This window comes from Cryobacterium sp. MP_3.1 (assembly GCF_035984795.1).
GTDB classification, from domain to species: domain Bacteria; phylum Actinomycetota; class Actinomycetes; order Actinomycetales; family Microbacteriaceae; genus Cryobacterium; species Cryobacterium zongtaii.
The window spans coordinates 70506-93631 of the sequence record NZ_JAXCHV010000001.1 but is presented as its reverse complement, the minus strand read 5'-3'; the positions used below and the strand labels follow the sequence as shown (position 1 = coordinate 93631).

Genomic DNA, 23126 nt, shown 5'->3' with positions numbered 1-23126 from the left:
CCACACGGTTTTATAGTCTGTTCAAGCCATCATGCAACGTACAAGGAGGTACACCATGGCTAAGTACGTACTCGCCATCGACCAGGGCACCACGAGTTCTCGCGCCATCATCTTCGACCACTCGGGGTCCATCGTCTCGACCGGACAACTCGAACACGAGCAGATCTTCCCCCGCGCCGGCTGGGTCGAGCACAACCCGATGGAGATCTGGGACAACACCCGAGAGGTGATCGGCCAGGCGCTCTCCAAGGCCAACCTCACCCGGCACGACATCTCCGCTGTCGGCATCACCAACCAGCGCGAGACCGCCGTGGTCTGGGACCGCACCACCGGCAAGCCGGTCTACAACGCCATCGTCTGGCAGGACACCCGCACCCAGCCCATCGTCGACCGTCTCGCCGCCGACGGCGGCGTGGAACGCTTCAAGCAGAAGGTGGGCCTGCCGCTGGCGACCTACTTCTCCGGCACCAAGATCGTCTGGATCCTCGAGAACGTGGAGGGAGCGCGGGCGAAGGCGGACGCCGGCGACCTGATGTTCGGCACCACCGACTCCTGGGTGCTCTGGAACCTGACCGGCGGCCTGGAGGGCGGCGTGCACGCCACCGACGTCACCAACGCCAGTCGCACCCTGTTCATGGACCTGGAGACGCTGCAGTGGGATGACGAGATTCTGAGTATCTTCAACGTACCGAAGTCGATGATGCCGGAAATCAAGTCCTCCAGCGAGGTCTACGGCACCGTCAACGAGCACAGCCTGCTGCGCGAGGTGCCCATCGCGGGCATCCTCGGTGACCAGCAGGCCGCCACCTTCGGCCAGGCCGCGTTCGACCAGGGCGAGGCCAAGAACACCTACGGCACCGGTAACTTCCTGATCTTCAACACCGGCACCGACATCATCCACTCCAAGAACGGCCTGCTCACCACCCTGGGCTACAAGCTCGGCGACGCCGAACCGCACTACGCGCTGGAGGGGTCGATAGCCGTCACCGGCGCCCTGGTGCAGTGGCTGCGCGACAACCTGGGCATGATCACGTCGTCTGAGGAGATCGAGACCCTGGCCGCCACGGTCGATGACAACGGCGGCGCCTACTTCGTGCCGGCGTTCAGCGGCCTCTTCGCACCGTACTGGCGTTCGGATGCGCGCGGCGCCCTGGTGGGCCTGACCCGGTTCGTGAACAAGGGCCACATCGCCCGGGCGGCGCTGGAGGCCACGGCCTTCCAGACCCGCGAGGTCCTCGACGCGGTCAACGCGGACTCCGGGGTGCCGCTGACCGAGCTCAAGGTCGACGGCGGAATGATCAAGAACAACCTGCTGATGCAGTTCCAGGCCGACATCATCGGTGTGCCGGTGATCCGCCCGGTTGTCGCGGAGACCACCGCGCTCGGCGCCGCGTACGCGGCAGGCCTGGCCGTGGGCTTCTGGAGCACCCTGGACGAGCTGCGGTCGAACTGGCAGGAAGACAGCCGCTGGACACCGAAGCTGAGCGCAGACGAGAGCGCCCGGCAGCTGCGGAACTGGAAGAAGGCCGTCACCAAGACCTTCGACTGGGTCGACGAGGACGTGCTCTAACCGTCAGACCGCCCAGTGGTGCAGGTCAGGCGCGGCTGGCCTGCACCCAGTCGGCGAGTTTCGCGGTTCCCGCGCCGGAGTCGACGGCCTGCGCGGCCACGGCAAGTTTCGCCCGGAACCGGTCAAGGATGCTGACCTGGGACTGAGCGGGATCGTGGGCGAGGTCGTAGGCGACCAGGCCCGCTGCCGCGTTCAGCAGCACGATGTCCCGCACCGGTCCCTGCTCTCCGGCGAGGACCGAGTGCACCACTGCCGCGTTGTGTTCCGGCGAACCGCCGATCAGCTGGCTCATGGTCGCCCGCGGGATGCCGAGATCGCGCGGGTCGATGTCGTGCTCGGTGACCAGACCCCTGGACACCTCCCACACGTGGCTGTGCCCGGTCGTGGTGAGTTCGTCGAGGCCATCGTCGCCGCGGAACACCAGCGCCGACGCTCCGCGGGTCTGGAACACCCCGACGAACAGAGGAACCCTGTCGAGGTTGGCCACACCGACGGCGGAAGCTTCCGGCCGGGCCGGGTTGACGAGAGGGCCGAGGAAGTTGAACACCGTGGGGATACCCAGCTCGGACCGAACGGCGGCGGCATGCCGGAAACCGGGGTGGAACGCGGCAGCATAGGCGAAGGTGATGCCGGTGGCCGCCAGAATCGAGGCCACGGCGCCGGCCGACAGGGTCAGGTCGATGCCCAGCGCCGCAAGCACGTCCGACGAACCCGATGCCGAACTGGCCGCCCGATTCCCGTGTTTGATCACCGGCACACCGGTTGCCGCGCACACTATCGACGCCATGGTCGAGACGTTCACGGTCCCGAACCGGTCTCCCCCGGTGCCGACGATGTCCAGCCCCATCGAGTCGACGTTCAGCGGAACCGCGTGGTCGAGGATCGCGTCGCGGAAACCGACGATTTCATCGACCGTCTCGCCCTTGGCGCGCAAAGCCACCAGGAATCCGGCCAGCTGAGCCGGGCTGGCCTCGCCGAGCATGATGCGTTCCATGCTCCACGCCGCATCGGCGACGCTCAGGTCCTCTCTACGCAGGAGGGCATCAAGAACGGCGGGCCAAGACTGGGATTCGAGCATGGCCCAATCTTAAGCGCCGGCGCTCCCCCGACCGGTATTTCGGCGTCGTCAGGCCTCGGTTGGGGATACCAATTTTCACATTAGGGTCTTATGGCACTTCACCTTGAGAAAAACCTGTGGAGGAATCGGTCATAATGGAATAGTGACGACGACCTCAATTACTCCCCGGGCGACCATTCCCGTAGTTAACAGGCCCAACAGCGTGGCGGTTGGCACCATTGTCTGGCTGGGCAGTGAGGTCATGTTCTTCGCTGGCCTCTTCGCCATCTACTTCACGTTGCGGTCCACCTCCCCGGAGCTGTGGCAGTTCGAGACGGAAAAACACAACTTCGTCTTCGCCCTGGTGAACACCCTGATCCTGGTCTCCTCCTCGATCACCTGCCAGTTCGGCGTCTTCGCTGCCGAGCGCCTGCAGGCCAGGTCCACCGGGTGGAAGCCCAGCCAGTGGGGCATGGTCGAGTGGTTCTTCCTCACCTATGCCCTCGGCGCCATCTTCGTCTCCGGCCAGGTCCTCGAGTACGCGACCCTCGTGTCGGAGGGCGTCACCCTCGCGTCCAACGCCTACGGCTCGGCGTTCTACCTCACCACCGGATTCCACGGCATCCACGTGACCGCCGGACTCATTGCCTTCCTCCTCGTGATCGGTCGCGGTTTCGCGGTCAAGAACTTCGGTCACAAGGAAGCCACCAGCGCCATCGTGGTCTCGTACTACTGGCATTTCGTCGACGTCGTGTGGATCGGGCTCTTCCTGGTCATCTACGTTCTTAAATAACAAGCAGGAGCGGACACACACAGTATGCCCAGGACTCAGAAACCTACCAACGGCCGCACCCGTCGCACCGGTCGGCGCAGCCCTCTGGCCAGCGTCGCCCTGATCGCGATCGGCCTGCTCTTCACCGGCGGCGCGTACGCGATGATCAGCACCAGCACGGCCACCGCGCAGACCGAAACGGCGTCGCAGCAGACCGTCAGCGAGGGCGAGAAGCTCTTCGCCGCGAACTGCGCGACCTGCCACGGCCTCAGCGCCGACGGAACCGGCACCGGTCCCAGCCTGATCGGAGTGGGCGCCGCGTCCGTCGACTTCCAGGTCGGCACCGGGCGCATGCCCATGCAGGCCAACGGCCCGCAGGCCATCGTCAAGCCTGTGCAGTTCACCGAGGAGCAGACCGCGGCTCTCGTCGCCTATGTCGCATCCCTCGCCCCCGGCCCCGCCATCCCCGAAGCCGAATACCTGGATGCCGAGGGCGACGCCGCCGCCGGCGCCGAGCTGTTCCGGATCAACTGCGCCATGTGCCACAACGTCGCCGGAGCAGGCGGCGCGCTCACCGAGGGCAAGTACGCTCCCGCGCTGGACGGCGTCACCCCGCAGCACATCTACGAGGCCATGATCACCGGCCCGCAGAACATGCCGGTGTTCAACGACATGAACGTCTCGCCGGAAGACAAGCGCGACATCATCACCTACCTCAAGTACATCGAGAACAACCCGTCGCCGGGTGGATTCGCCCTCGGATCCCTCGGACCGGTGTCCGAAGGCCTCTTCCTCTGGATCTTCGGTCTGGGTGCCATCGTGGCCCTGACCGTGTGGATCACGGCGAAATCGAATTGATCGGCAACCGGCAATGACACACCCAGCACAGACAGCGCCCACGAAGGAGAACAATGGCCAGCGATGAGACCAGCGGAAAGGATCTGACCGCTGCCGACTCCTCGAGTGTCGAGCACGTCACGGCCGCCGTCGGCACCGCCGTCGTCGCCCGCGACGCCGTGGCCAACCCCGGCTTCCCGCCGCACCGTCCCCGGATCACCGACCTCGACCCGCGCGCCGAGAAGCGCGCCGAGCGCACGGTGTACACCCTGTTCTACCTGTCGATCGTCGGCAGCATCTTCGCCATCGCGGCGTACATCATCTTCCCGATCGTCCCCGAGGACCCGGGCTCCGTGCGGCTGAACAACCTGTTCATCGGGATCGGGCTCGCGTTGGCGCTGCTGGCGCTGGGCATCGGTGCGGTGCACTGGGGCAAGGCGCTGATGCACGACGAGGAGGGCGTGGACGAGCGTCACCCGGTCCGGGGCAGCGACGAGACCCGCGCCCGCGCGGTCGAGATCTTCCAGGAAGCCAACACGGAGTCCGGCATCGGCCGACGCGCCGTGATTCGCAACAGCCTCATCGGGGCCCTCGTGGTCTTCCCGCTCCCCGCCGTCGTTCTGTTCCGCGGGCTCGCCCCGATGGACCAGGATCCCGTCGCCCTCCTCAAGCAGACCATGTGGGAGAAGGGCACCAGGCTGGCCCTGGACCCGTCCGGTGCGCCGATCAAGGCCTCAGACGTCACCCTGGGTTCGTCGTTCGCGGTGATCCCCGAGGGCCTGATGGATCTTGAGCACGGCCGTCTCGAAGAGAAGGCCAAGGCTGTGGTGATCCTCGTGCGCATGAAGCCCGAGGATCTCATCGAAACTCCCGAGCGGGCCAGCTGGTCCTACGACGGGATCGTCGCGTACTCCAAGATCTGCACACACGTCGGCTGCCCCGTCGGCCTGTACGAACAGCAGACGCACCACCTCCTCTGCCCCTGCCACCAGTCACAGTTCAACGTGGCCGACCAGGCGAAAGTCATCTTCGGACCCGCCAAACGAGCCCTTCCGCAGCTGCCCATCGCCGTGGACTCCGAGGGGTACCTCATCGCGCAGAGCGATTTCCTTGAACCGGTCGGACCGAGCTTTTGGGAGCGACAGTGAGTACCACAACCGATATGAAACCCGCCGAGTCGAAGAAGTCCGGTGGCTTCACCGGCGCCGCGGCGAACTACATAGACGAGCGCACCAGCATCTCCACCGCGGTCAAGGAACTGGGTCGCAAGATCTTCCCCGACCACTGGTCCTTCCTGCTCGGTGAGGTGGCGCTGTACAGCTTCGTCATCATCCTGCTGTCCGGATCGTTCCTGACCTTCTTCTTCCAGGCCTCGATGGCCGAAGTGCACTACGAAGGCTCCTACGTGCCTCTCAAGGGCGTGGAGATGTCGGTGGCCATGGCATCCTCGCTGGACATCTCCTTCGACGTGCGCGGCGGCCTGCTGATGCGTCAGGTACACCACTGGGCTGCGCTGCTGTTCGTGGCATCCATCGGACTCCACATGCTGCGCATCTACTTCACCGGCGCCTTCCGCAAGCCTCGCGAGCTGAACTGGGTGATCGGCTTCGTCCTGTTCATCCTTGCTATGGCTGAGGGCTTCACCGGCTACTCCCTGCCCGACGACCTGCTTTCCGGAAACGGCCTGCGGATCATCGACGGCATGGTCAAGGGCATCCCCGTCGTCGGAACCTGGATCTCGTTCCTGCTGTTCGGCGGCGAGTTCCCGGGCACCGACATCGTCGGTCGACTGTATTCGCTTCACATCCTGCTGCTTCCTGCGATCATCGTCGCCTTGATCGCGCTGCACCTGCTCTTCGTCGTGGTGCACAAGCACACCCAGTACCCCGGAGCGGGCCGCACGGACACGAACGTCGTCGGCTACCCGGTTCTCCCGGTCTACGCCGCCAAGGCCGGTGGATTCTTCTTCATCGTCTTCGGCGTCGTGATGCTGATGGCATCGTTCTTCACGATCAACCCGATCTGGAACTACGGACCGTACGACCCCTCACCGGTGTCCGCCGGGACCCAGCCGGACTGGTACATCGGCTTTGCCGACGGCGCCCTCCGGTTGATTCCGCCGGGACTGGAATGGGTTGGTCTGGGCGGCACCTGGTCGTTCAACATCCTGATCCCCCTGGTGGGCCTCGGCATGTTCATCGGCGTTGTCCTGCTGTACCCGTTCCTCGAAGCGTGGATCACCGGTGACAAGCGCGAGCACCACATCCTGGACCGTCCGCGCAACGCGCCGACCCGCACGGCCATCGGCGCCGCGGGTGTCACGTTCTACGCCGGCCTGTGGGCGGCGGCGTCCTCGGACATCATCGCCACGCACTTCTCGGTGACCATGGAGGGTGTCATTCACACCCTTCAGGCCGTCGTGATCCTCGGCCCGTTCATCGCCTACTTCATCACCAAGCGGGTGTGCCTGGCGCTGCAGAAGAAGGACCGGGAGATTGTCCTGCACGGCTACGAGTCCGGTCGCATCGTCCGTCTGCCCGGCGGCGAGTACATCGAGGTGCACCAGCCCGTCGACGAGTACGAGCGTTGGAAGTTGGTCAGCTACACCAACTACAAGCCGCTCGAGTTGACTCCGAACGCCCAGGGCAAGGTGTCCCCCGTTCAGCGTGTTCGTGCCGGCCTGTCCCGCTGGTTCTTCGAAGATCGGATTGCCCCGGTCGGGACCAAGGAACTCGAAGAAAGCCACGGCGATCACCACTAGTTCCTCAGCCGAATCGGTTCGGGCACCGCACCCACTCCAGACTCTGTCTGAGTGGCTGCGGTGCCCGAACTGTTTGGGCGACCTCGTCCCGGCCGGCGACCGGGTTCTCGCCTGCAGCACCGGCCACCGTTTCGACACGAACCGGCGCGGCTTCGCGTCCCTCATGGTCGGTTCACGCAAACTCATCGGCGATTCCGCCGGGATGCTGGACGCCCGCGACGCCTTCTTGGAACGCGGCTGGTACACCGAGCTCCGCGACGCCCTCAGCGCTCTCGTCGCCGCCGAATCCCCGCACCGAGTCATCGACATCGGCTGCGGCACCGGCTATTACCTCCGGGGGGCCCTGCACGCCGCCTCCGCCGGCCGCTCCCCCGGTTCCCCGCCGTCTCCTACCACGGGCGTCGCGGCGCTGGCCATGGACCTGTCAGCGGCCGCGGTCGCACGAACCGTCCGAGCTGGTCTGACCGATCCTCACTCGACCACGGATGGACTCGTCGCGGATGTCTGGTCGCCGCTGCCGATCCGGGACGGGGCCGCCGACGTCGCCGTCAACGTGTTCGCTCCCCGGAATCCGGCCGAGTTCCATCGCATCCTGGCTCCCGGAGCACTCCTCGCCGTTGTGGTGCCGCACCCCAGTCATCTCCAGGAGCTGCGCGCCGCCGGCCTGGCCCTGGACGTGCACGGGAACAAGACCGATGACCTGGTCGCCAGCCTGGCGCCGGGCTTTCACCTGGAATCCACGGCAGACCTCTCCAAGGTCCTGGTGCTCTCCCCCGACGACGTGGCCGCCCTCATCGGCATGGGCCCGTCCTCGCACCACATTTCATCCACAGACCCCGGAGACCCCGCCGGACCGCCGGGGTCGACCGAGGTCACCGTGGCGTTCCGGCTCCTCGGGTTCCGCCGCTCGCTGGACTGAGCATCGCTGCACGACACAGCGCCAGTGACCCGAAGGTCACTGGCGCTGTGTCGTGCGGTGGCGGGGGCCTAGCGGGCGAAGAGTCCGCGGTAGTACTCGTAGACCCAGCCGACGAGGCTGATCACGCCGATGCCGACGGCGATGAAGGAGATCCAGAAGCCAACGGCCAGTCCCAGGAACAACAGTGCCGCGCTGGCCGCGAGCATGATCGGCCACCAGCTCCACGGGCTGAAGAAGCCCAGCTCGGGGTCGCCGTCATCGATGTTGGCGTCGAGCATGTCTTCGGGAAGTTCGCCGCCCTGCGCCTTGTAGACGCGAGAGAGGTAGAACGCGATGAACGCCACGAGCAGGGCGCAGAGGGAGATCGCGAAGGCTCCGACCCACTCGATTCGACCCTGGCTCGGATCGACGAGGCCCCACACGACGTACGCGACTGCTACCAGCGCGAGGAATCCGGTCAGGATCCAGTAGAGGTTGACATTGGCTTTCATCTACTTAACCTTTTCCGATCCTGCGTCATAGGTGGGAGCATCCGGGGCGTCCTTTGCCGGACCGATGCCGACGGGCATACCGACCTCCGGGTGGTTCAGGTCGAATGCGGGACGCTCGGAGCGGATACGCGGGATCGACGTGAAGTTGTGGCGCGGCGGCGGGCAGGACGTCGCCCACTCCAGGGAGGCGCCGTAGCCCCACGGGTCGTTCACTGTGACCCTCGGAGCCGTTCGGGCGGTGACGTACACGTTCAGGAAGAACGGGATCATCGAGATCGCGAGGATCATCGAGCCGACGGTCGAGAGCTGGTTCATCCAGGTGAACCCGTCGTCGGGCAGGTAGGACGCGTAACGGCGGGGCATGCCCACCACGCCGAGCCAGTGCTGCACGAGGAAGGTGGTGTGGAAACCGATGAACAGGAGCCAGAAGTGCCACTTGCCGAGGCGTTCGTTGAGCATCTTGCCGGTCCACTTGGGCCACCAGAAGTAGAACCCGCTGAACATGGCGAAGACGACCGTGCCGAAGACCACGTAGTGGAAGTGGGCAACCACGAAGTAGGTGTCTGACACGTGGAAGTCCAGCGGCGGTGAGGCCAGGATGACGCCGGTCAGTCCGCCGAAGGTGAAGGTGATGAGGAAGCCGATGGCCCAGAGCATGGGGGTCTCGAAGGTGAGCGAACCCCGCCACATCGTGCCGATCCAGTTGAAGATCTTCACGCCGGTCGGAACCGCGATGAGCATCGTCATCAGGGAGAAGAACGGCAACAGGACCGAGCCGGTCACGTACATGTGGTGCGCCCACACCGTCACGGACAGCGCCGCGATGGAGATGGTCGCGTAGATCAGGGTCTTGTACCCGAAGATCGGCTTCCGGCTGAAGACCGGGAACACCTCGGACACGATGCCGAAGAACGGCAGGGCGATGATGTACACCTCGGGGTGACCGAAGAACCAGAACAGGTGCTGCCAGAGGATGGCACCACCATTGGCCGGGTCGTAGATGTGCGAGAGGAAGATCCGGTCGCTGGCGGCCGCGAGCATGGCGGCGGCGAGAACCGGGAACGCCATCAGAATCAGCAGCGAGGTGACGAGGGTGTTCCAGGTGAAGATCGGCATCCGGAACATCGTCATGCCGGGGGCACGCATGGTGATGATGGTGGTGATGAAGTTCACGCCACCGAGGATCGTGCCGAAGCCCGAGAGCCCCAGGCCGACCATCCACAGATTACCGCCGACCCCTGGCGAGAACGTCGTGCTCGCCAGCGGTTGGTAGGCGAACCAGCCGAACGACGCCGCTCCCTGCGGGGTGAGGAAGCCGCCGACCGCGATCAGGCTGCCGAAGAAGAACAGCCAGAAGGAGAACGCGTTGAGTCGCGGGAACGCGACGTCGGGTGCACCGATCTGGAGCGGCATCAGCGCGTTCGCGAAGCCGAAGAACAGTGGTGTCGCGAACATCAGCAGCATGATGGTGCCGTGCATCGTGAAGAGCTGGTTGTACTGCTCCTTGGTCTGCACGATCTGCAGTCCGGGTTCGAAGAGCTGGGCGCGCATCACGAGCGCCATCACCCCACCGAGGCAGAAATAGATGAACGAGGTGATCAGGTACATGTACCCGATGACCTTGTGGTCGGTGGAGGTGATCCACCGAACGACGATGTTGCCCTTGCGGTCAACGCCGGTCGGCCGGGCGGCCGAGGACGCTGCCGGAGCGCCGGCGGGAGCTGTGGTGGTGCTCATGGTCTAGTTGCCTTCCTCAGCCGTCGGGGCATCGGTGCCTGGTTGGTTCAAGTTGCGGTCGTATTCGCTGTCGACCTGGCCGTCGTTGCCGGCGGCGCGCAGGGAGTCGACATAGGCCTCGTAGTCGGCCTCGGAGACGACCTCCACGTTGAAGAGCATCAACGAGTGGTACTCGCCGCAGAGCTCGGCGCATTTGCCGGCGTAGGTGCCGACGCGTTCGGGGATGACCGACATGTAGTTGGTCTTACCCGGGATCATGTCCTTCTTGTAGAGGAAGTCGATGACCCAGAAGGAGTGGATGACGTCGCGCGCTTCCAGCGCGATCTCGATCTTCTTGCCGACCGGCAGGACGAGCGTGGGGATCTCGGACTCGACCAGCGCGCCCTTCTCACCCTCGAGGTCGGGCTGTCCCTGAATCCCCTGAGTGAAGACATCGTCGGTGACGTAGTTGAAGTCCCAGGCCCACTGCTTGCCGATCGCTTCGATCTGCAGGTCAGGCTCGTCGAACCGTGCCTCGATGGCGTTCTGGTCCCGAGCCGTGAAGGCGAAGAAGCCCAGCACGAGGATGAGCGGGACGATCGTGTAGAAGATCTCGATCGGCATGTTGTACCGCAGCTGCACCGGGAGTCCGGTTTGGCCCTTGCGCCGACGGTAGACGACGACGGACCAGATCGTGAGGCCCCAGGTGATCAGGCCGACAATGAGCAGCACGATCCATGAGGTGGTCCACAGACCGGACACACGCTCGGTGTTGTTGGTTACCGGGGACTCGCCCTCCTCGAAACCGGGCAGGTACCCGTTGAGCTGAGCCTGGGTGCATCCGGCGAGGACAATGGCTAGCGTTGCTGCGACCGGTATGACGGCCCATCGGAGACGGCGGTTTTTGAGCACCGGTGACCTTTCGGAAAGACGTGAAGGCACTACACAGGAAGTGCGTTTATCATCTTTAGCTTACTCCGCGCCGGTCGCACCCGAGTGCACGAGCGACGGACCCGTCGCAATTCTCCGCTCCGATCGGGGAATGACAACAGGGTCGAAGGGCCCGTCCTGAGCGGTTTTGAGGCAGAAGCGCCGACGACGGTGGGACCCGACCCGGGTATGCAAAAAGGAGACCATCCAGTGGACGGTCTCCTTTTTTTATGATCGCGCGTTAGTTGAAGGAGTCCCCACAGGCGCAGCTGCCGCCGGCATTCGGGTTGTCGATGGTGAAGCCCTGCTTCTGGATGGTGTCCTCGAAGTCGATGGACGCACCCTCGAGATACGGGACGCTCATCTTGTCGACGACGACCTCGACACCGTCGTAGTCCATGACGGCGTCACCCTCGAGGGTGCGCTCGTCGAAGTACAACTGGTAGATCAGGCCTGAACAGCCGCCGGGCTGCACGGCGACGCGCAGTCGAAGGTCTTCGCGGCCTTCCTGGGCGAGCAGGCTGCGCACCTTCGCGGCGGCGACGTCGGTGAGACCGACGCCGTGGGCAATGGTGCTGGTTTCGATCGTGTCGGTCATGGTGCTCCTCGGTATTATCCGGTTTCGCGTCGGTGAGCATCCCACGCACATGGGGTCCGCCGGCGAATCTGTACCTAGTGTATCCGCCCGGGCCGTGAGCGGGCTGATGACGCGGACGCCGTCTCAGGCCCAGTGGTGGGGTCAGTGGCCGGTGCGGTCGTTCAGGCGGCCCAGGAGGAAGGCCTCACTGAGCACGGCCCGCTTGAAGACGCCCAGGTGCAGCGACTCGTTGGGGCTGTGCGCCCGGGAATCCGGGTCTTCGACACCGGTCACGAGGATCTGCGCTTCCGGGAACTCCCGGACCAGGTCCGCAATGAACGGGATCGACCCGCCCACACCGATGTCGACGGGCTCCACGCCCCAGCCGGCCGTCATGGCCAGGCGGGTCTCCGCCACGGCCCACCCGCCGGTGTCGACCAAGAACGGTTCTCCGGTGTCCAGGTCGTCGATGGCGAGGTGGGCCCCGAACGGTGCGTGTGCACGCAGATGCGCCTCGATCACGCCGGCAGCTTCCCTGGCGGACTGGCCGGGCGCGATGCGCACGCTGATCTGCACGCTGACCGCGGGCGTCAGGGTGTTGGACGCATTGGCGACGGTGGGAGCGTCGATTCCGGTCACCGTCAGCGCGGGCTGGGACCAGATGCGGCTGAGGATGGATCCGTGTCCGATCGGGGAGACTCCGTCGAGCAGGCCGGTCTCCGCTCGCAGCGCGGATTCATCGTACGGCGGCGTCGGCGCGTCGTGACTGGTCAGACCGCTGATCGCCACGGACCCGTCTGCGGCGTACAGGGTGCCCAGCAGCTTGATGGTCGCCATCATGGCGTCCGGTACGGCGCCGCCGAACATTCCGGAGTGCGAGGCGTGCGCCAACGTGCTCACGGTGAGCCTGAAGGTCACGTTGCCGCGCAGCCCGATGGTGATGGCAGGAGTGTCGATGTCCCAGTTGTTCGAGTCGGCGACGACGATAGCGTCGGCGCGGAGCGCCTCCCGGTTCTCGGTGAGGAAAGTGGCGAAGGAGCGGCTGCCGAATTCCTCCTCGCCCTCGATGAAGAGGGCCAGGCCGAGGTCGAGGTCCCCGTCGGTGGCCGCGAGCAGTGCGCGCAATGCGGCGACGTGCGCCATCACGCCGGCCTTGTCGTCCGCGGCGCCGCGGCCGTACAGGCGGTCCCCGCGCAGGGTCGGTTCGAAGGGCGGCGAGTCCCACGCGTCGTCGAGCCCGGGAGGCTGCACGTCGTGGTGGGCGTAAAGCAGAACCGTGGGGCGGCCGTTCTTGGCCGGGCGGGTCGCGAGGATGGCGGGCTGTCCGAGTTCGTCGGTACCGGGGATGCCGGCCTGCGTGACCGTGACGGTGTCGAAGATCCCGATCTCCCGCACCAGCTCGGCGACGGCGTCGGCGCTGGCGCGCACGTGATCGCGATCGAATGCGGCCCAGGACACCGAGGGGATCCGCACGAGCGCGCACAGGTCGGCGACCGTCCGCGGGAGCTCGCGTTCGACGGCGTTCCGCAGCGCCGATTCACGGGAGTGTGCTGCGACTTGCTGGGTGGTTGCTGCTGCTGTGTCCGCGGTATCCGTCATGCGAGTAATCTTAAGGCAACCTAACTGCAAGGAACTGATGTGGCTAAGCAACCTGTAAATCCCGGCGCAGAACCGTCGATCGAATCCGCCGACGAGACGAAGTCCCGTCTGGCCGGTCAGTCGACGCGCAAGGGCCAGCCCACGCCGAGCCGCCGTGTGCAGGAGGCCGCGAACAAACGCCCGTTGGTTCCGGACGACCGCAAACTGGCCGCCAAGCAGGCGCGGGCGAAGTCCGCCGAGGCCCGTGAGAGGGCTCGTCTGGGCATGGCCGCCGGTGACGACAAGTACCTCCCAGTGCGCGAGCGTGGACCGCAGAAGCGTTTCGCCCGTGACTACATCGACGCCAGATTCAACGTGGGCGAGTTCATGATCCCGGTGATGTTCCTGGTCATCCTGCTCACCTTCTTCCCGGATCCGTCAGTTCAGACGTATGGCATCCTCGCTCTCTGGGCCTTCTTCCTGGTCGCGATCGCGGACTGCATAGTGCTCGGTTTCATCCTCACCAAGAAGGTCGAGGCCAAGTTCGGCGCCGACCGGGCCGAGAAGGTCCGTTGGTATGCGGCCATGCGAGCCCTGCAGTTGCGGGTCATGCGCCTGCCGAAGCCCCAGGTGAAGCGCGGCCAGTACCCGGCCTGATCCACGACAACACGAAAAAACCCCTCGGAGCCGGCTCCGAGGGGTTTTTGCGTGCATCGGGTCAACGCCGGTATGCGCCCAACCTGATGACCGGTACACGCAGTTCCTCATCGGTCAGGGAGCCGTGCTGGCCGACCATGCTGCGCGCGGACTGATTGGGTTCCCGGGAGTCGTAGTACGCGATCAGCTTCCGGGCGGCCACGATGACGTCGCCGATCCGTGCCGCGGCGTCGTCGCGCACCGCACCGAACAGTCCCGCGGCCACGGCCTCGCTCCGGGTGAAGATCCAGGCGCGTTCGCCCTCGACGGCACGCCAGGTTTCGGCCAGCGCGTCGGCGTCGACGCCGGCCTCGGTGTACAGCTGCAGGCAGCGCGGGTCACCGCCGATGTGGCGCACCCCGGCGACGAGGTCCGGCACGGTGTCGAAAAGGACCTGCTTGGCCGCCGGAACATCCACGACGCCGTGGTCGGCCGTGACGATCATGGCCTCGTCCGGGCGCAGGGTGGCGGCGAACCGGGCCGTTTCGGCGTCGAGGTTTTCCAGCTGCGCCAACCACCTCGCGGATTCCCAGCCGTGGGCGTGCGCGTTGATGTCCAGTTCGGGCACGTACAGGTAGATCAGGGCCGTAGGTTCGGCGTCGAAAATCGCCCGCGCCGCGTCGAACCGCGCGCCGATGGTCTCGGCCGGCACGTAGCCGGCACCGCGAAGCACGGCCCGGCTGAAGCCGGAATCCGTGAACCTCTTGGGGCCGACGGCGAAGCTGGGGATCCCCGTCTCCGCGGCCGTGTCGAAGACCGTCGGCTGGTTCTGCCAGCTGTGCGGCTCCATCCGCTCGTCCCAGCCCGTGAGCTGGTTGACGACCCTGTCGTTGGCCGCGTCGAGCACCTTGTAGCCGACCAGCCCGTGGGTGCCCGGCGCGACCCCGGTGGTCAGCGAGGCGATGCCCGCGGCGGTCGTGGCCGGGAACACCCCGTCAACGACGTCGGTCTTGGCCAGATGCGAGGTGAGGAACCGGGCGTGCCCGGCGCGAGCTCGCAGGTTGCTCATCCCGAGACCGTCCGCGAGGAGCACCAAGGCCTTACCCGCGGGCGGGAGCCCGAGCGGGTTCGGCTGGGACCGGAGCGAGGCCAGCGAACTTGTCAAAACGTCGGCAAGGCGAACGGCGCTGAAGGGCCGGACCGGTAACATAGGGGGCATCTGGCCCAGTCTGACATAGACCCGGCCGCAGGTTTCCTCAGCGCAGGTCCGTGCGCATCAGCCTGGTGCTCCCGGTTCCGCCGACATGCACCACACAGCAGAATCTACGAATGAGCCGCTCAGACAAGACAGTGTCAGCCAACCAGGGGCCCGCCGCGTCCACCGAGCGCATCGAAGACGTCGATGTGTCGACGGAGATGCAGGGGTCGTTCCTCGAGTACGCCTATTCGGTGATCTACTCCCGAGCTCTCCCGGACGCCAGGGACGGCCTCAAGCCTGTGCAGCGCCGCATCCTGTACCAGATGAGCGAGATGGGCCTGAGGCCCGACCGCGGGCACGTGAAGTCGGCGCGCGTCGTCGGCGAGGTGATGGGAAAGCTGCACCCGCACGGCGACACGGCCATCTACGACGCCATGGTGCGGATGGCCCAGGCCTTCACGCTGCGGGTACCGCTCATCGACGGGCACGGCAACTTCGGTTCGCTCGACGACGGCCCCGCTGCGCCCCGGTACACCGAGGCGCGCCTGGCGGCACCGGCACTGGCGATGACCGAACACCTCGATGAAGACGTCGTCGACTTTGTGCCCAACTACGACAATCAGCTCACCCAGCCCGACGTGCTGCCGGCGGCGTACCCCAACCTGCTCGTGAACGGGGCCAGCGGCATCGCGGTGGGCATGGCCACCAACATGGCCCCGCACAACCTCGTCGAGGTCATCGGTGCCGCCCGGCACCTGCTCGCCCACCCGCGTGCGACCCTCGACGAGCTCATGGAGTTCGTGCCGGGCCCTGACCTGCCCACCGGCGGCACCATCGTCGGCCTGGCCGGCATCAAGGATGCCTACCTGACCGGGCGCGGCAGCTTCAAGACCAGGGCCAAGGTGTCGGTCGAGGCGATCACCGCCCGCAAGGCCGGGCTCGTCGTCAGCGAGCTGCCCTACCTGGTCGGACCCGAACGGGTGATCGAGAAGATCAAGGACGGCGTCAACTCCAAGAAGCTCAGCGGCATCTCTGACGTCACCGACCTCACCGACCGCACCAAGGGTCTGCGCCTGGTGATCGGCATCAAGACCGGTTTCAGCCCGGAGGCCGTGCTCGAGCAGTTGTACAGGGTGACCCCGCTGGAGGACTCCTTCAACATCAACGCCGTCGCTCTCGTCGACGGCGGTCCGCAGACGCTGGGCCTGGTCGAACTGCTGCAGGTGTACGTCAACCACCGCGTCGAGGTCGTCACCCGGCGTTCCGCGTACAGGCTGGCCCGACGCCGCGAACGCCTGCACCTGGTCGAGGGCCTGCTCATCGCGATCCTCGACATCGACGAGGTCATCCAGGTGATTCGCGCCAGCGACGACACCGAGCAGGCCCGCACCCGGCTCATCGACGTGTTCGACCTCAGCCAGCTGCAGGCCGAGTACATCCTCGAGCTGCGGCTGCGCCGGCTCACCAGGTTCTCCCGCATCGAATTGGAAACTGAGCGAGACCAGCTGCTCGCCGAGATCAAGGAGTTGGAAGCCCTGCTCGCCAGCAAGCAGGCCATCCGCACTCTGGTCTCCGACGAGCTGGCCACCATCTCCGACAGGTTCGGCACCCCGCGACGCACGCTGCTCACCGAGGCACGTCCGAGCATCGCCGGCGCCTCGGCGCGGAAGACGGCCGTGCTGGAGGTTTCAGACTCCCCCACCCGGGTCTATCTGAGCAGCACGGGCCGCATCGCCAGGGTGGACCTACCGCAGCCCGGCGACGACCAGACCGAACGCATCACACCGGCGCACCGCCGCAGCAAGCACGACGCTGTGCTCTCGGCGCTGGACACCACCAGCCGTTCGGAGATCGGTGCCGTGACCAATCGCGGCCGACTCATCCGCTTCTCCCCCGTCGACCTGCCCGTGCTGCCACCCACCTCGATCCAGTTGGCGGCCGGTGTGCGGGTGCGCGACTACCTCTCGCTGGGCAGCGGCGGTGAGGTGGTCCGTGCCCTGGTCTCTCTGGACAGCGAACGCGCCATCGCGCTCGGCACCCGGCAGGGCATCGTCAAGCGGGTCACCCCGAACGACTGGGCGAACAAGCCCGACTTCGAGATCATCGCGCTCAAGGCCGGAGACGAGGTCGTCGGCGCCGTCCAGGGTGCGGAGGACGACGAGCTGGTCTTCGTCGCCTCCGATGCCCAGCTGTTGCGGTTCCCCGCATCGACGGTGCGCCCGCAGGGCCGGACGGCCGGCGGGATGGCGGGCATCAAGCTGGGCCCGGACGCCCGGGTGGTGTTCTTCACGAGCCTGCCGGCCGACGCCGCCGAGGACGCCGTGGTGGCGACGATCGCCTCCGGAAGCCAGACCCTGCCGGGAACGGATCCAGGCAGCGCCAAGGTGTCGGCCTTCACCGAGTTCCCCGCCAAAGGCCGAGCCACCGGTGGGGTGCGCTCGCACCGCTTCCTCAAGGGCGAAGACGTCCTCGCTGTGGCCTGGGTGGGCGCGGCACCCGCCCGCGCACTCGGCGTCGAGGGCTCTCCCCGGACCCTGCCGGACACCGGGGCGCGACGCGACGCTTCCGGGACCATGTTGGACGCCGTCGTCGGCTCGATCGGTTCGGGTATCGGCTGACGGGCTCTCCGAGCGCCGTTCGTTTCCTGACCGTGTTTCAGCCACGGTCGGGACGCCCGCAGTAGGGTGAAACATGCCCGAACTCCACGGTTCCACAATCCTCGTCGTCGGCGCCACGGGCGGACTCGGCCGGGAGATCGCCCGGCAGCTGTCCGACGCCGGAGCAACCCTGGTGCTCAGCGCCCGTGACCCCGCCGCCATCGCCGAACTCGGACTGCCCGGCGCCGTCATCGCCGCGGACCTCACCGATCCCGCCGCCGTCCGGCGCCTCGTCGACGTGGCGGTCACGGTGACCGGCCACCTTGACGGGATCGTGGTCGCCGCGGGTGTCGTCGCCTTCGGCCCCGCTTCTGAGTTGACCGGAGACACCATCGCCCGGCTCTTCGCCGTGAACACCACCGCGCCCATGCTGCTGCTGCAGGCCGCCCACGGGCCGCTCGCGGCCTCGGCCGCCGCCGGCCGCGCACCGTTCTTCCTCACCCTCAGCGGGGTGGTCAGTGAGAGCCCGACCGCCAATCTCGCGGCATACTCGGCGTCCAAGGCAGCCCTGGCCGCCTTCGGCACTGCGGCCGGCCGGGAACTGCGGCGGGCGGGCATCCGGGTCATCGACGCGCGGCCCGGGCACACCGAGACGGCGCTGTCCAGCCATCCGATCAGCGGCACGGCGCCGCCCTTGCCCATCGGCCTCGACCCCGTGGCCGTGTGCACCCGAATTGTTCGGGGCCTCGCCGACGGCGACCGGGATCTGCCCAGCACCGTCTTCACCGCCGCGCCACGCTGACCGCGGCCCCCGACGCGGCCCGGCTCACGCCCGTAACTGTTGCCCATTCGGACTTCTGCGTCCGGCACACCGGACGCAGAAGTCCGCTTCGGGAACAGTCGGGCCCGGTCAGACGTCGATGCGGTCGCGGCTGAGCTTGTCGGAGCTTTCGATGATGAACTCCTTGCGCGGGGCGACGTCGTTGCCCATCAGCAGTTCGAAGACCTTGCCGGCCATTTCGGCGTCGGCGACCCTGACCCGGCGCAGAGTGCGGTGGGCCCGTTCCATCGTGGTGGTGGCCAACTGGTCGGCATCCATTTCGCCCAGTCCCTTGTACCGTTGGATGGGGTCCTGAAAGCGTTTGCCGCTCTTCTTGAGCGCCGCGAGCACACCCTGCAGCTCTGCTTCGGAATAGGTGTAGATGGTCTCGTTGGGTTTGCTGCCCGGGTTCATCACGACGACCCTGTGCAACGGGGGCACGGCCGCGAAGATCCGGCCGGCTTCGATCATCGGGCGCATGTACCTGAAGAACAGGGTGAGCAGCAACGTGCGGATGTGCGCACCGTCGACGTCGGCATCCGCCATGATGATGACCTTGCCGTAGCGGGCGGCGGACAGGTCGAAGCTGCGGCCGGAGCCGGCGCCGATGACCTGGATGATCGAGGCACACTCCAGGTTGGAGAGCATGTCGGAGACCGACGCCTTCTGCACATTGAGGATCTTGCCCCTGATAGGCAGCAGCGCCTGATGTTCGCTGTCCCTGGCCAACTTCGCGGTGCCGAGCGCCGAGTCACCCTCCACGATGAACAGCTCACTCAGGGCCACATCGTTGCTGCGGCAGTCCACCAGCTTCGCCGGCAACGAGGAGCTTTCCAGGGCGTTCTTGCGCCGCTGGGTCTCCTTGTGGGCGCGGGCGGAGATGCGGGATTTCATCTCGGCCACGATCTTGTCCAGCACCACGGCCGATTGGGTCTTGTCGTCCCGCTTGGTCGAGGTGAACCGTTCGGTCATGGTCTTGTTGATCACCGCGGCCACGATGGCGCGCACCGCGGGGGTGCCGAGCACCTCCTTGGTCTGGCCCTCGAACTGCGGCTCTGGCAGCCGCACGGTGAGCACCGCGGTGAGCCCGGCAAGGATGTCGTCCTTCTCGAGCTTGTCGGAGCCGACCTTGAGCCGCCGGGCGTTCTGCTCGACCTGCGCCCGCAGGAACTTGAGCATGCCCGCGTCGAAACCCGCCTGGTGGGTGCCGCCCTTGGGCGTGGCGATGATGTTGACGAAGCTCTTGATGACGGTGTCGTAACCGGTGCCCCAACGCAGGGCAATGTCGACCTGGCACTCCCGGACGAGCTCGGTGGGGATCATCGCGCCCGTGTCGGTGAGGACCGGCACCGTTTCGGTGAAGCTCCCGGCGCCGGTCAGCCGCCAGGTGTCGGTGATCGGCGTGTCGACGGCGAGGTGGTCCACGAATTCGGAGATGCCGCCGGCGAAGGTGAACGACTCCGCGATGGGCACGGCGCTCCGCCGGTCGTCGATGTCGATGGTCAGGCCCGGGATCAGGAACGCCGTCTGGCGGGCCCGGCCCATCAGGTCCTCGGTCTGGAAGGTGGCGCCCTTGGTGAAGATCTGCCGGTCGGCCCAGTAGCGGATGCGGGTGCCGGTGACACCCTTGCGAACCTTGCCGACCACGCGCAGTTCGCTCTTGTTCTCGAACGGCGTGAACGGCGCATCCGGGCTCTTCTCGCCGGTGTCGGCGAACACACCGGGCTCGCCACGGTGGAAGGACATCGCCCAGGTTTTGCCGTCGCGGTCGACCTCGACGTCGAGGCGCTCGGACAGGGCGTTCACGACCGATGCGCCGACACCGTGCAGGCCGCCGGACGCCGCGTAGGAGCCGCTGCCGAACTTGCCGCCGGCGTGCAGCTTGGTGAAGACCACCTCAACACCGGAGAGTCCGGTCTTCGGTTCGATGTCGACCGGGATTCCGCGCGCCGTGTCGCTGACCTCGACGCTTTCATCGGGATGCAGCACGATGCCGATCGATGACCCGTGCCCGCTGAGCGCCTCGTCGACCGAGTTGTCGATGATTTCCCAGAGGCAGTGCATGAGCCCACGGGAGTCGGTCGATCCGATGTACATGCCGGGGCGTTTGCGCACCGCGTCCAGGCCTTCGAGGACCGAGAGGTGGCGGGCGGAATAGTCAGAACTCACAACTGTTAAGAATAGCGACCCGGATGCCTGCAGCCTCGTTCGACACTCGAGCGAGGCTCCCCCGAGCCGGGTCCACCGCGCGGAAGGCTACGCGGTGAGCGAAATGTCACCCAACTGTGGCCCAATCCACGCCCGGCCGTGTTTACATGGTGAGTAAGGATTCAATTGGTATCACCTGGTATCAGTCTGGAGGAGGAGAATATGTCCCAGATCGCCACCGAAAATGGTGCCGTCGACCAACAGGGCGCCCCCCACCAGCTCACCGCGGCCGACCGCTGCGACGCTTGTGGCGCTCAGGCCTACATTCGTGTAGTCGTGAATAACAGCGAGTTGCTCTTCTGCGCCCACCACGGACGCAAGCACCAGGAGAAGCTCGCCGCCATCGCCGAAAGCTGGCACGACGAGTCGAGCCGACTCTTCGAGGACCAGAAGTCCTGATCACCGGTCGGCGCCGCAGGTAACTGCGGCGCCGACGGCGCTTGACCGGAGTTACTCCGAGGTGAGGCTGAGCCGCACTGCAACCTGGTTGCGTGCGGCTTTTGCTATGCCGTCGACCGATTCGGTCTGAGCGTTCGGGGCCAGGGTGAGGCCTCTGGCAGCGGCAGCAGTTCCGAGCATCCGGTCGGCGAGCTGCGGATTGCGGGCCAGGACCGGGCCGTGCAGGTGAGTACCGATGAAGCTGCCGTCGACGGCGCCCTCCGTGCCGTCGCCGTTGCCGGTGCCGTAGGCCACCGTACCCAGCGGGGCCGCGGCGCCGGAGTACCCGCGCAGATGATTTTCGAAGCCGAGCAGGCGCAGCCCGTCGGCGTCGACGACGAGGTCGTCGCTGACGCGCGTCGGCAGGGCACCTGCGCGCCCCGGCACCAGGCCGAGACCGTCGACCGACGAGCCGTCCGCCAGGTTGAGCCCGGCGCTGAGCAGCTCCCAGCCGGTACCGACGGCCAGCACGGGCACTCCCCCGGTCAGCCAGGCACGCAGGGGCTCTGCCAGGGTACTCAGTGCGTCGCGAGCGGCGACGAGGTCGGTGTCGGTACCCGATCCGATGACCACGAGGTCGACGGTCTCGGGAATATCGACGACGGCGTGCACGGGCACTATCCGGGCCGACAGTCCGGCCCAACGGGCGCGCTGCGCGAGAACCCGAGCGTTCGCGGCGTCGCCGTTGGTGTCCAGAAGCCGCGGCAGCAGGGTGACGATGGTGAGATCGGCCGGGTGGTCAACTGTCATGACGGGTCCGCTTCGTTGGTTTCCAGGCCGAGGTGCGCCCGGGTGCGCCGCATCGAGTCGGCCGAGAAGATGATCGTCTTGACACCGTGGGCGGGTTCCGGCAGCGCCAGGAAGTCGTCGAGGGCCCGGCCGAGGTCGGCTTCGATGCGGTCGACGAGCACGCCGTCATAGGCCAATTGCAGGCCGATGTCGTAGGCCTTCGACCCCGAGGCGGTGAGCACGTGGCCGAGGGCGGAGGTGTCGGCCGGCCAGAGGTAGGACGGGTCGCGCACGTCGGAGCCGACGGCGACGAGGATCTGTTCGGTGTCGGGGTCCAGGCTGTCCACGTTGAGCTGCAGGCTGGCGGGGTTCTGCACCAGCACGAATTCCACGGTGGTGCCGCGCACCGATACGATCTCGCCGCGGCCGAACACCGGGGGGATGCTGGAAATCGCGGCGACCGCAACAGCGGCATCGAACCTGTCGAGCAGGGCCGACCGGGCGGCGGCAAGGGCCGTGACCGCGTCCACCGCGTAGTGGGTGCCTCTGGCCGGCAACCGCAGTGTGTGCACCCGTCCGTCGACCAGGACCGTCGCGTCGAGCCCGGAGACAGCGGTCAGGACCATGCCGTCGGCGGCGTCGAGCCGGGTCGGTGAGGTGAGGGTATAGCCCAAACCCCGCGGGTTCGCCGCAAGCACCTCGTCAGCCACGCCGTAGCGGGCCACGGCGACGCCGGGGGCGATACCATCGCCCAGCCGGGACAGGTGGAGGTCGTCGGCGTTCAGTACGACGGAACCGGTGGCCCGTGCGGCGATCTTGGCCAGCATCGCGGCGACCATGTCGGAGTCGTGGAAGCGGTCGATCTGATCGACCATCACATTGGTCAGCACGACGACGCGGGGATTCAGGGAGCCCGAGATCAGGGCGCCATGGCCCTCGTCCATTTCGAGGACCGCGATGTCGCCCGCAATGCGGCCGGTCAGGCTGACCCGTTCCAACAGCGCCGAAGTGAGCCCCTGGCTGATGTTCGCCGTCGACTGGTTGGTGAAGACAGAGAGGCCGTGGGCGCGCAGCGCGGCCACCAGCATCTTGGTGGTCGTGGACTTCCCCGCCGAGCCCGTCACGATGACGAGCCCGCCCGGAAAACCGTTCAGGGTGCGCGGCAGGAACCCGGGCGCAATGGTGTTGACGACCAGGCCGGGGACGGCAGAGCCGCCACCGGGCTTGCGCCAGCGCGCGAGGGTGCGCGCGACCCTGCCGAGCAGGATCGCCGGCGCGTACCGTACAGCCAA

General features: G+C 66.6%; 20 protein-coding genes. 10 read left to right on the top strand and 10 right to left on the bottom strand.

The window, feature by feature from the left end; all coding sequences use genetic code 11:
- Positions 1-55: 55 nt before the first annotated feature.
- Positions 56-1570: a glycerol kinase GlpK gene (gene glpK / locus RCH12_RS00430; protein WP_088456187.1), complete on the top strand. Its 1515-nt coding sequence runs from the start codon at positions 56-58 to the stop codon at positions 1568-1570.
- 25 nt (positions 1571-1595) lie between these two features.
- Here glpK and trpD read toward each other — a convergent pair whose 3' ends face one another.
- Entirely contained in the window at positions 1596-2648 is a 1053-nt protein-coding gene (trpD, locus tag RCH12_RS00425; protein ID WP_327015731.1) for an anthranilate phosphoribosyltransferase, read from the bottom strand.
- Between the two features lie 142 nt (positions 2649-2790).
- Here trpD and ctaE point away from each other — a divergent pair, with 142 nt between their 5' ends.
- The 5 genes from ctaE (at position 2791) to RCH12_RS00400 (ending at position 7916) form a co-directional block, all read left to right on the top strand.
- The gene (gene ctaE, locus RCH12_RS00420) at positions 2791-3420 is read left to right on the top strand and encodes an aa3-type cytochrome oxidase subunit III (protein ID WP_370289929.1); all 630 of its coding nucleotides are present in this window, start codon (positions 2791-2793) and stop codon (positions 3418-3420) included.
- A 24-nt stretch (positions 3421-3444) separates the two neighbouring features.
- A complete protein-coding gene (gene qcrC, locus RCH12_RS00415; RefSeq protein ID WP_103431814.1) occupies positions 3445-4257 on the top strand; it encodes a cytochrome bc1 complex diheme cytochrome c subunit in 813 nt (270 codons plus the stop codon).
- Between the two features lie 53 nt (positions 4258-4310).
- Complete coding sequence (gene qcrA / locus RCH12_RS00410; protein ID WP_088456183.1) at positions 4311-5384, top strand: cytochrome bc1 complex Rieske iron-sulfur subunit; 1074 nt, start codon at positions 4311-4313, stop codon at positions 5382-5384.
- A 14-nt stretch (positions 5385-5398) separates the two neighbouring features.
- Positions 5399-6997, top strand: a complete 1599-nt coding sequence (gene qcrB, locus RCH12_RS00405; protein WP_174776331.1) for a cytochrome bc1 complex cytochrome b subunit — start codon at positions 5399-5401, stop codon at positions 6995-6997.
- 73 nt (positions 6998-7070) lie between these two features.
- Positions 7071-7916 (top strand): hypothetical protein, encoded by an 846-nt coding sequence (locus RCH12_RS00400; RefSeq protein ID WP_327015730.1) that lies wholly within the window; start codon positions 7071-7073, stop codon positions 7914-7916.
- A gap of 68 nt (positions 7917-7984) precedes the next feature.
- Here RCH12_RS00400 and ctaF read toward each other — a convergent pair whose 3' ends face one another.
- The 5 genes from ctaF to RCH12_RS00375 form a co-directional block, all read right to left on the bottom strand.
- Positions 7985-8407 (bottom strand): aa3-type cytochrome oxidase subunit IV, encoded by a 423-nt coding sequence (gene ctaF / locus RCH12_RS00395; RefSeq protein ID WP_088456180.1) that lies wholly within the window; start codon positions 8405-8407, stop codon positions 7985-7987.
- Positions 8408-10144 carry an aa3-type cytochrome oxidase subunit I gene (gene ctaD / locus RCH12_RS00390; RefSeq protein ID WP_088456179.1) on the bottom strand — a complete coding sequence of 579 codons (1737 nt, stop codon included), beginning with the start codon at positions 10142-10144 and terminating at the stop codon, positions 8408-8410. It abuts the gene before it with no gap.
- Between the two features lie 3 nt (positions 10145-10147).
- A complete protein-coding gene (gene ctaC / locus RCH12_RS00385; protein ID WP_088456178.1) occupies positions 10148-11035 on the bottom strand; it encodes an aa3-type cytochrome oxidase subunit II in 888 nt (295 codons plus the stop codon).
- Positions 11036-11294: 259 nt separating this feature from the next.
- Positions 11295-11651: an iron-sulfur cluster insertion protein ErpA gene (gene erpA, locus RCH12_RS00380; RefSeq protein ID WP_088456177.1), complete on the bottom strand. Its 357-nt coding sequence runs from the start codon at positions 11649-11651 to the stop codon at positions 11295-11297.
- A gap of 141 nt (positions 11652-11792) precedes the next feature.
- A complete protein-coding gene (locus tag RCH12_RS00375) occupies positions 11793-13229 on the bottom strand; it encodes a dipeptidase (protein ID WP_103431810.1) in 1437 nt (478 codons plus the stop codon).
- Between the two features lie 39 nt (positions 13230-13268).
- Between RCH12_RS00375 and RCH12_RS00370 the strand changes: the two genes are divergently transcribed.
- A complete protein-coding gene (locus RCH12_RS00370; RefSeq protein WP_103431809.1) occupies positions 13269-13865 on the top strand; it encodes a DUF3043 domain-containing protein in 597 nt (198 codons plus the stop codon).
- Between the two features lie 61 nt (positions 13866-13926).
- Here the strand turns inward: RCH12_RS00370 and RCH12_RS00365 are convergent, their stop codons facing one another.
- Entirely contained in the window at positions 13927-15054 is a 1128-nt protein-coding gene (locus RCH12_RS00365; RefSeq protein WP_279326949.1) for an alkaline phosphatase family protein, read from the bottom strand.
- Between the two features lie 119 nt (positions 15055-15173).
- On the opposite strand from RCH12_RS00365, the gene RCH12_RS00360 reads away from it, so the two are divergent.
- On the top strand, positions 15174-17660 hold the full coding sequence (locus RCH12_RS00360) for a DNA gyrase/topoisomerase IV subunit A (protein WP_103431807.1): 2487 nt from the start codon (positions 15174-15176) through the stop codon (positions 17658-17660).
- 73 nt (positions 17661-17733) lie between these two features.
- Positions 17734-18441, top strand: coding sequence for an SDR family NAD(P)-dependent oxidoreductase (locus RCH12_RS00355; protein WP_327015729.1), 708 nt, complete (start codon positions 17734-17736; stop codon positions 18439-18441).
- Positions 18442-18549: 108 nt separating this feature from the next.
- On the opposite strand, the gene RCH12_RS00350 is transcribed toward RCH12_RS00355, so the two are convergent.
- Entirely contained in the window at positions 18550-20628 is a 2079-nt protein-coding gene (locus RCH12_RS00350) for a DNA gyrase/topoisomerase IV subunit B (protein WP_207795522.1), read from the bottom strand.
- A gap of 201 nt (positions 20629-20829) precedes the next feature.
- On the opposite strand from RCH12_RS00350, the gene RCH12_RS00345 reads away from it, so the two are divergent.
- The gene (locus RCH12_RS00345; RefSeq protein WP_066595309.1) at positions 20830-21066 is read left to right on the top strand and encodes a DUF7455 domain-containing protein; all 237 of its coding nucleotides are present in this window, start codon (positions 20830-20832) and stop codon (positions 21064-21066) included.
- Positions 21067-21117: 51 nt separating this feature from the next.
- Here RCH12_RS00345 and RCH12_RS00340 read toward each other — a convergent pair whose 3' ends face one another.
- The gene (locus RCH12_RS00340; RefSeq protein WP_327015728.1) at positions 21118-21855 is read right to left on the bottom strand and encodes a type 1 glutamine amidotransferase; all 738 of its coding nucleotides are present in this window, start codon (positions 21853-21855) and stop codon (positions 21118-21120) included.
- The gene (locus tag RCH12_RS00335; protein ID WP_327015727.1) at positions 21852-23126 is read right to left on the bottom strand and encodes a MurT ligase domain-containing protein; all 1275 of its coding nucleotides are present in this window, start codon (positions 23124-23126) and stop codon (positions 21852-21854) included. The genes RCH12_RS00340 and RCH12_RS00335 overlap by 4 nt, the downstream gene beginning before the upstream one ends.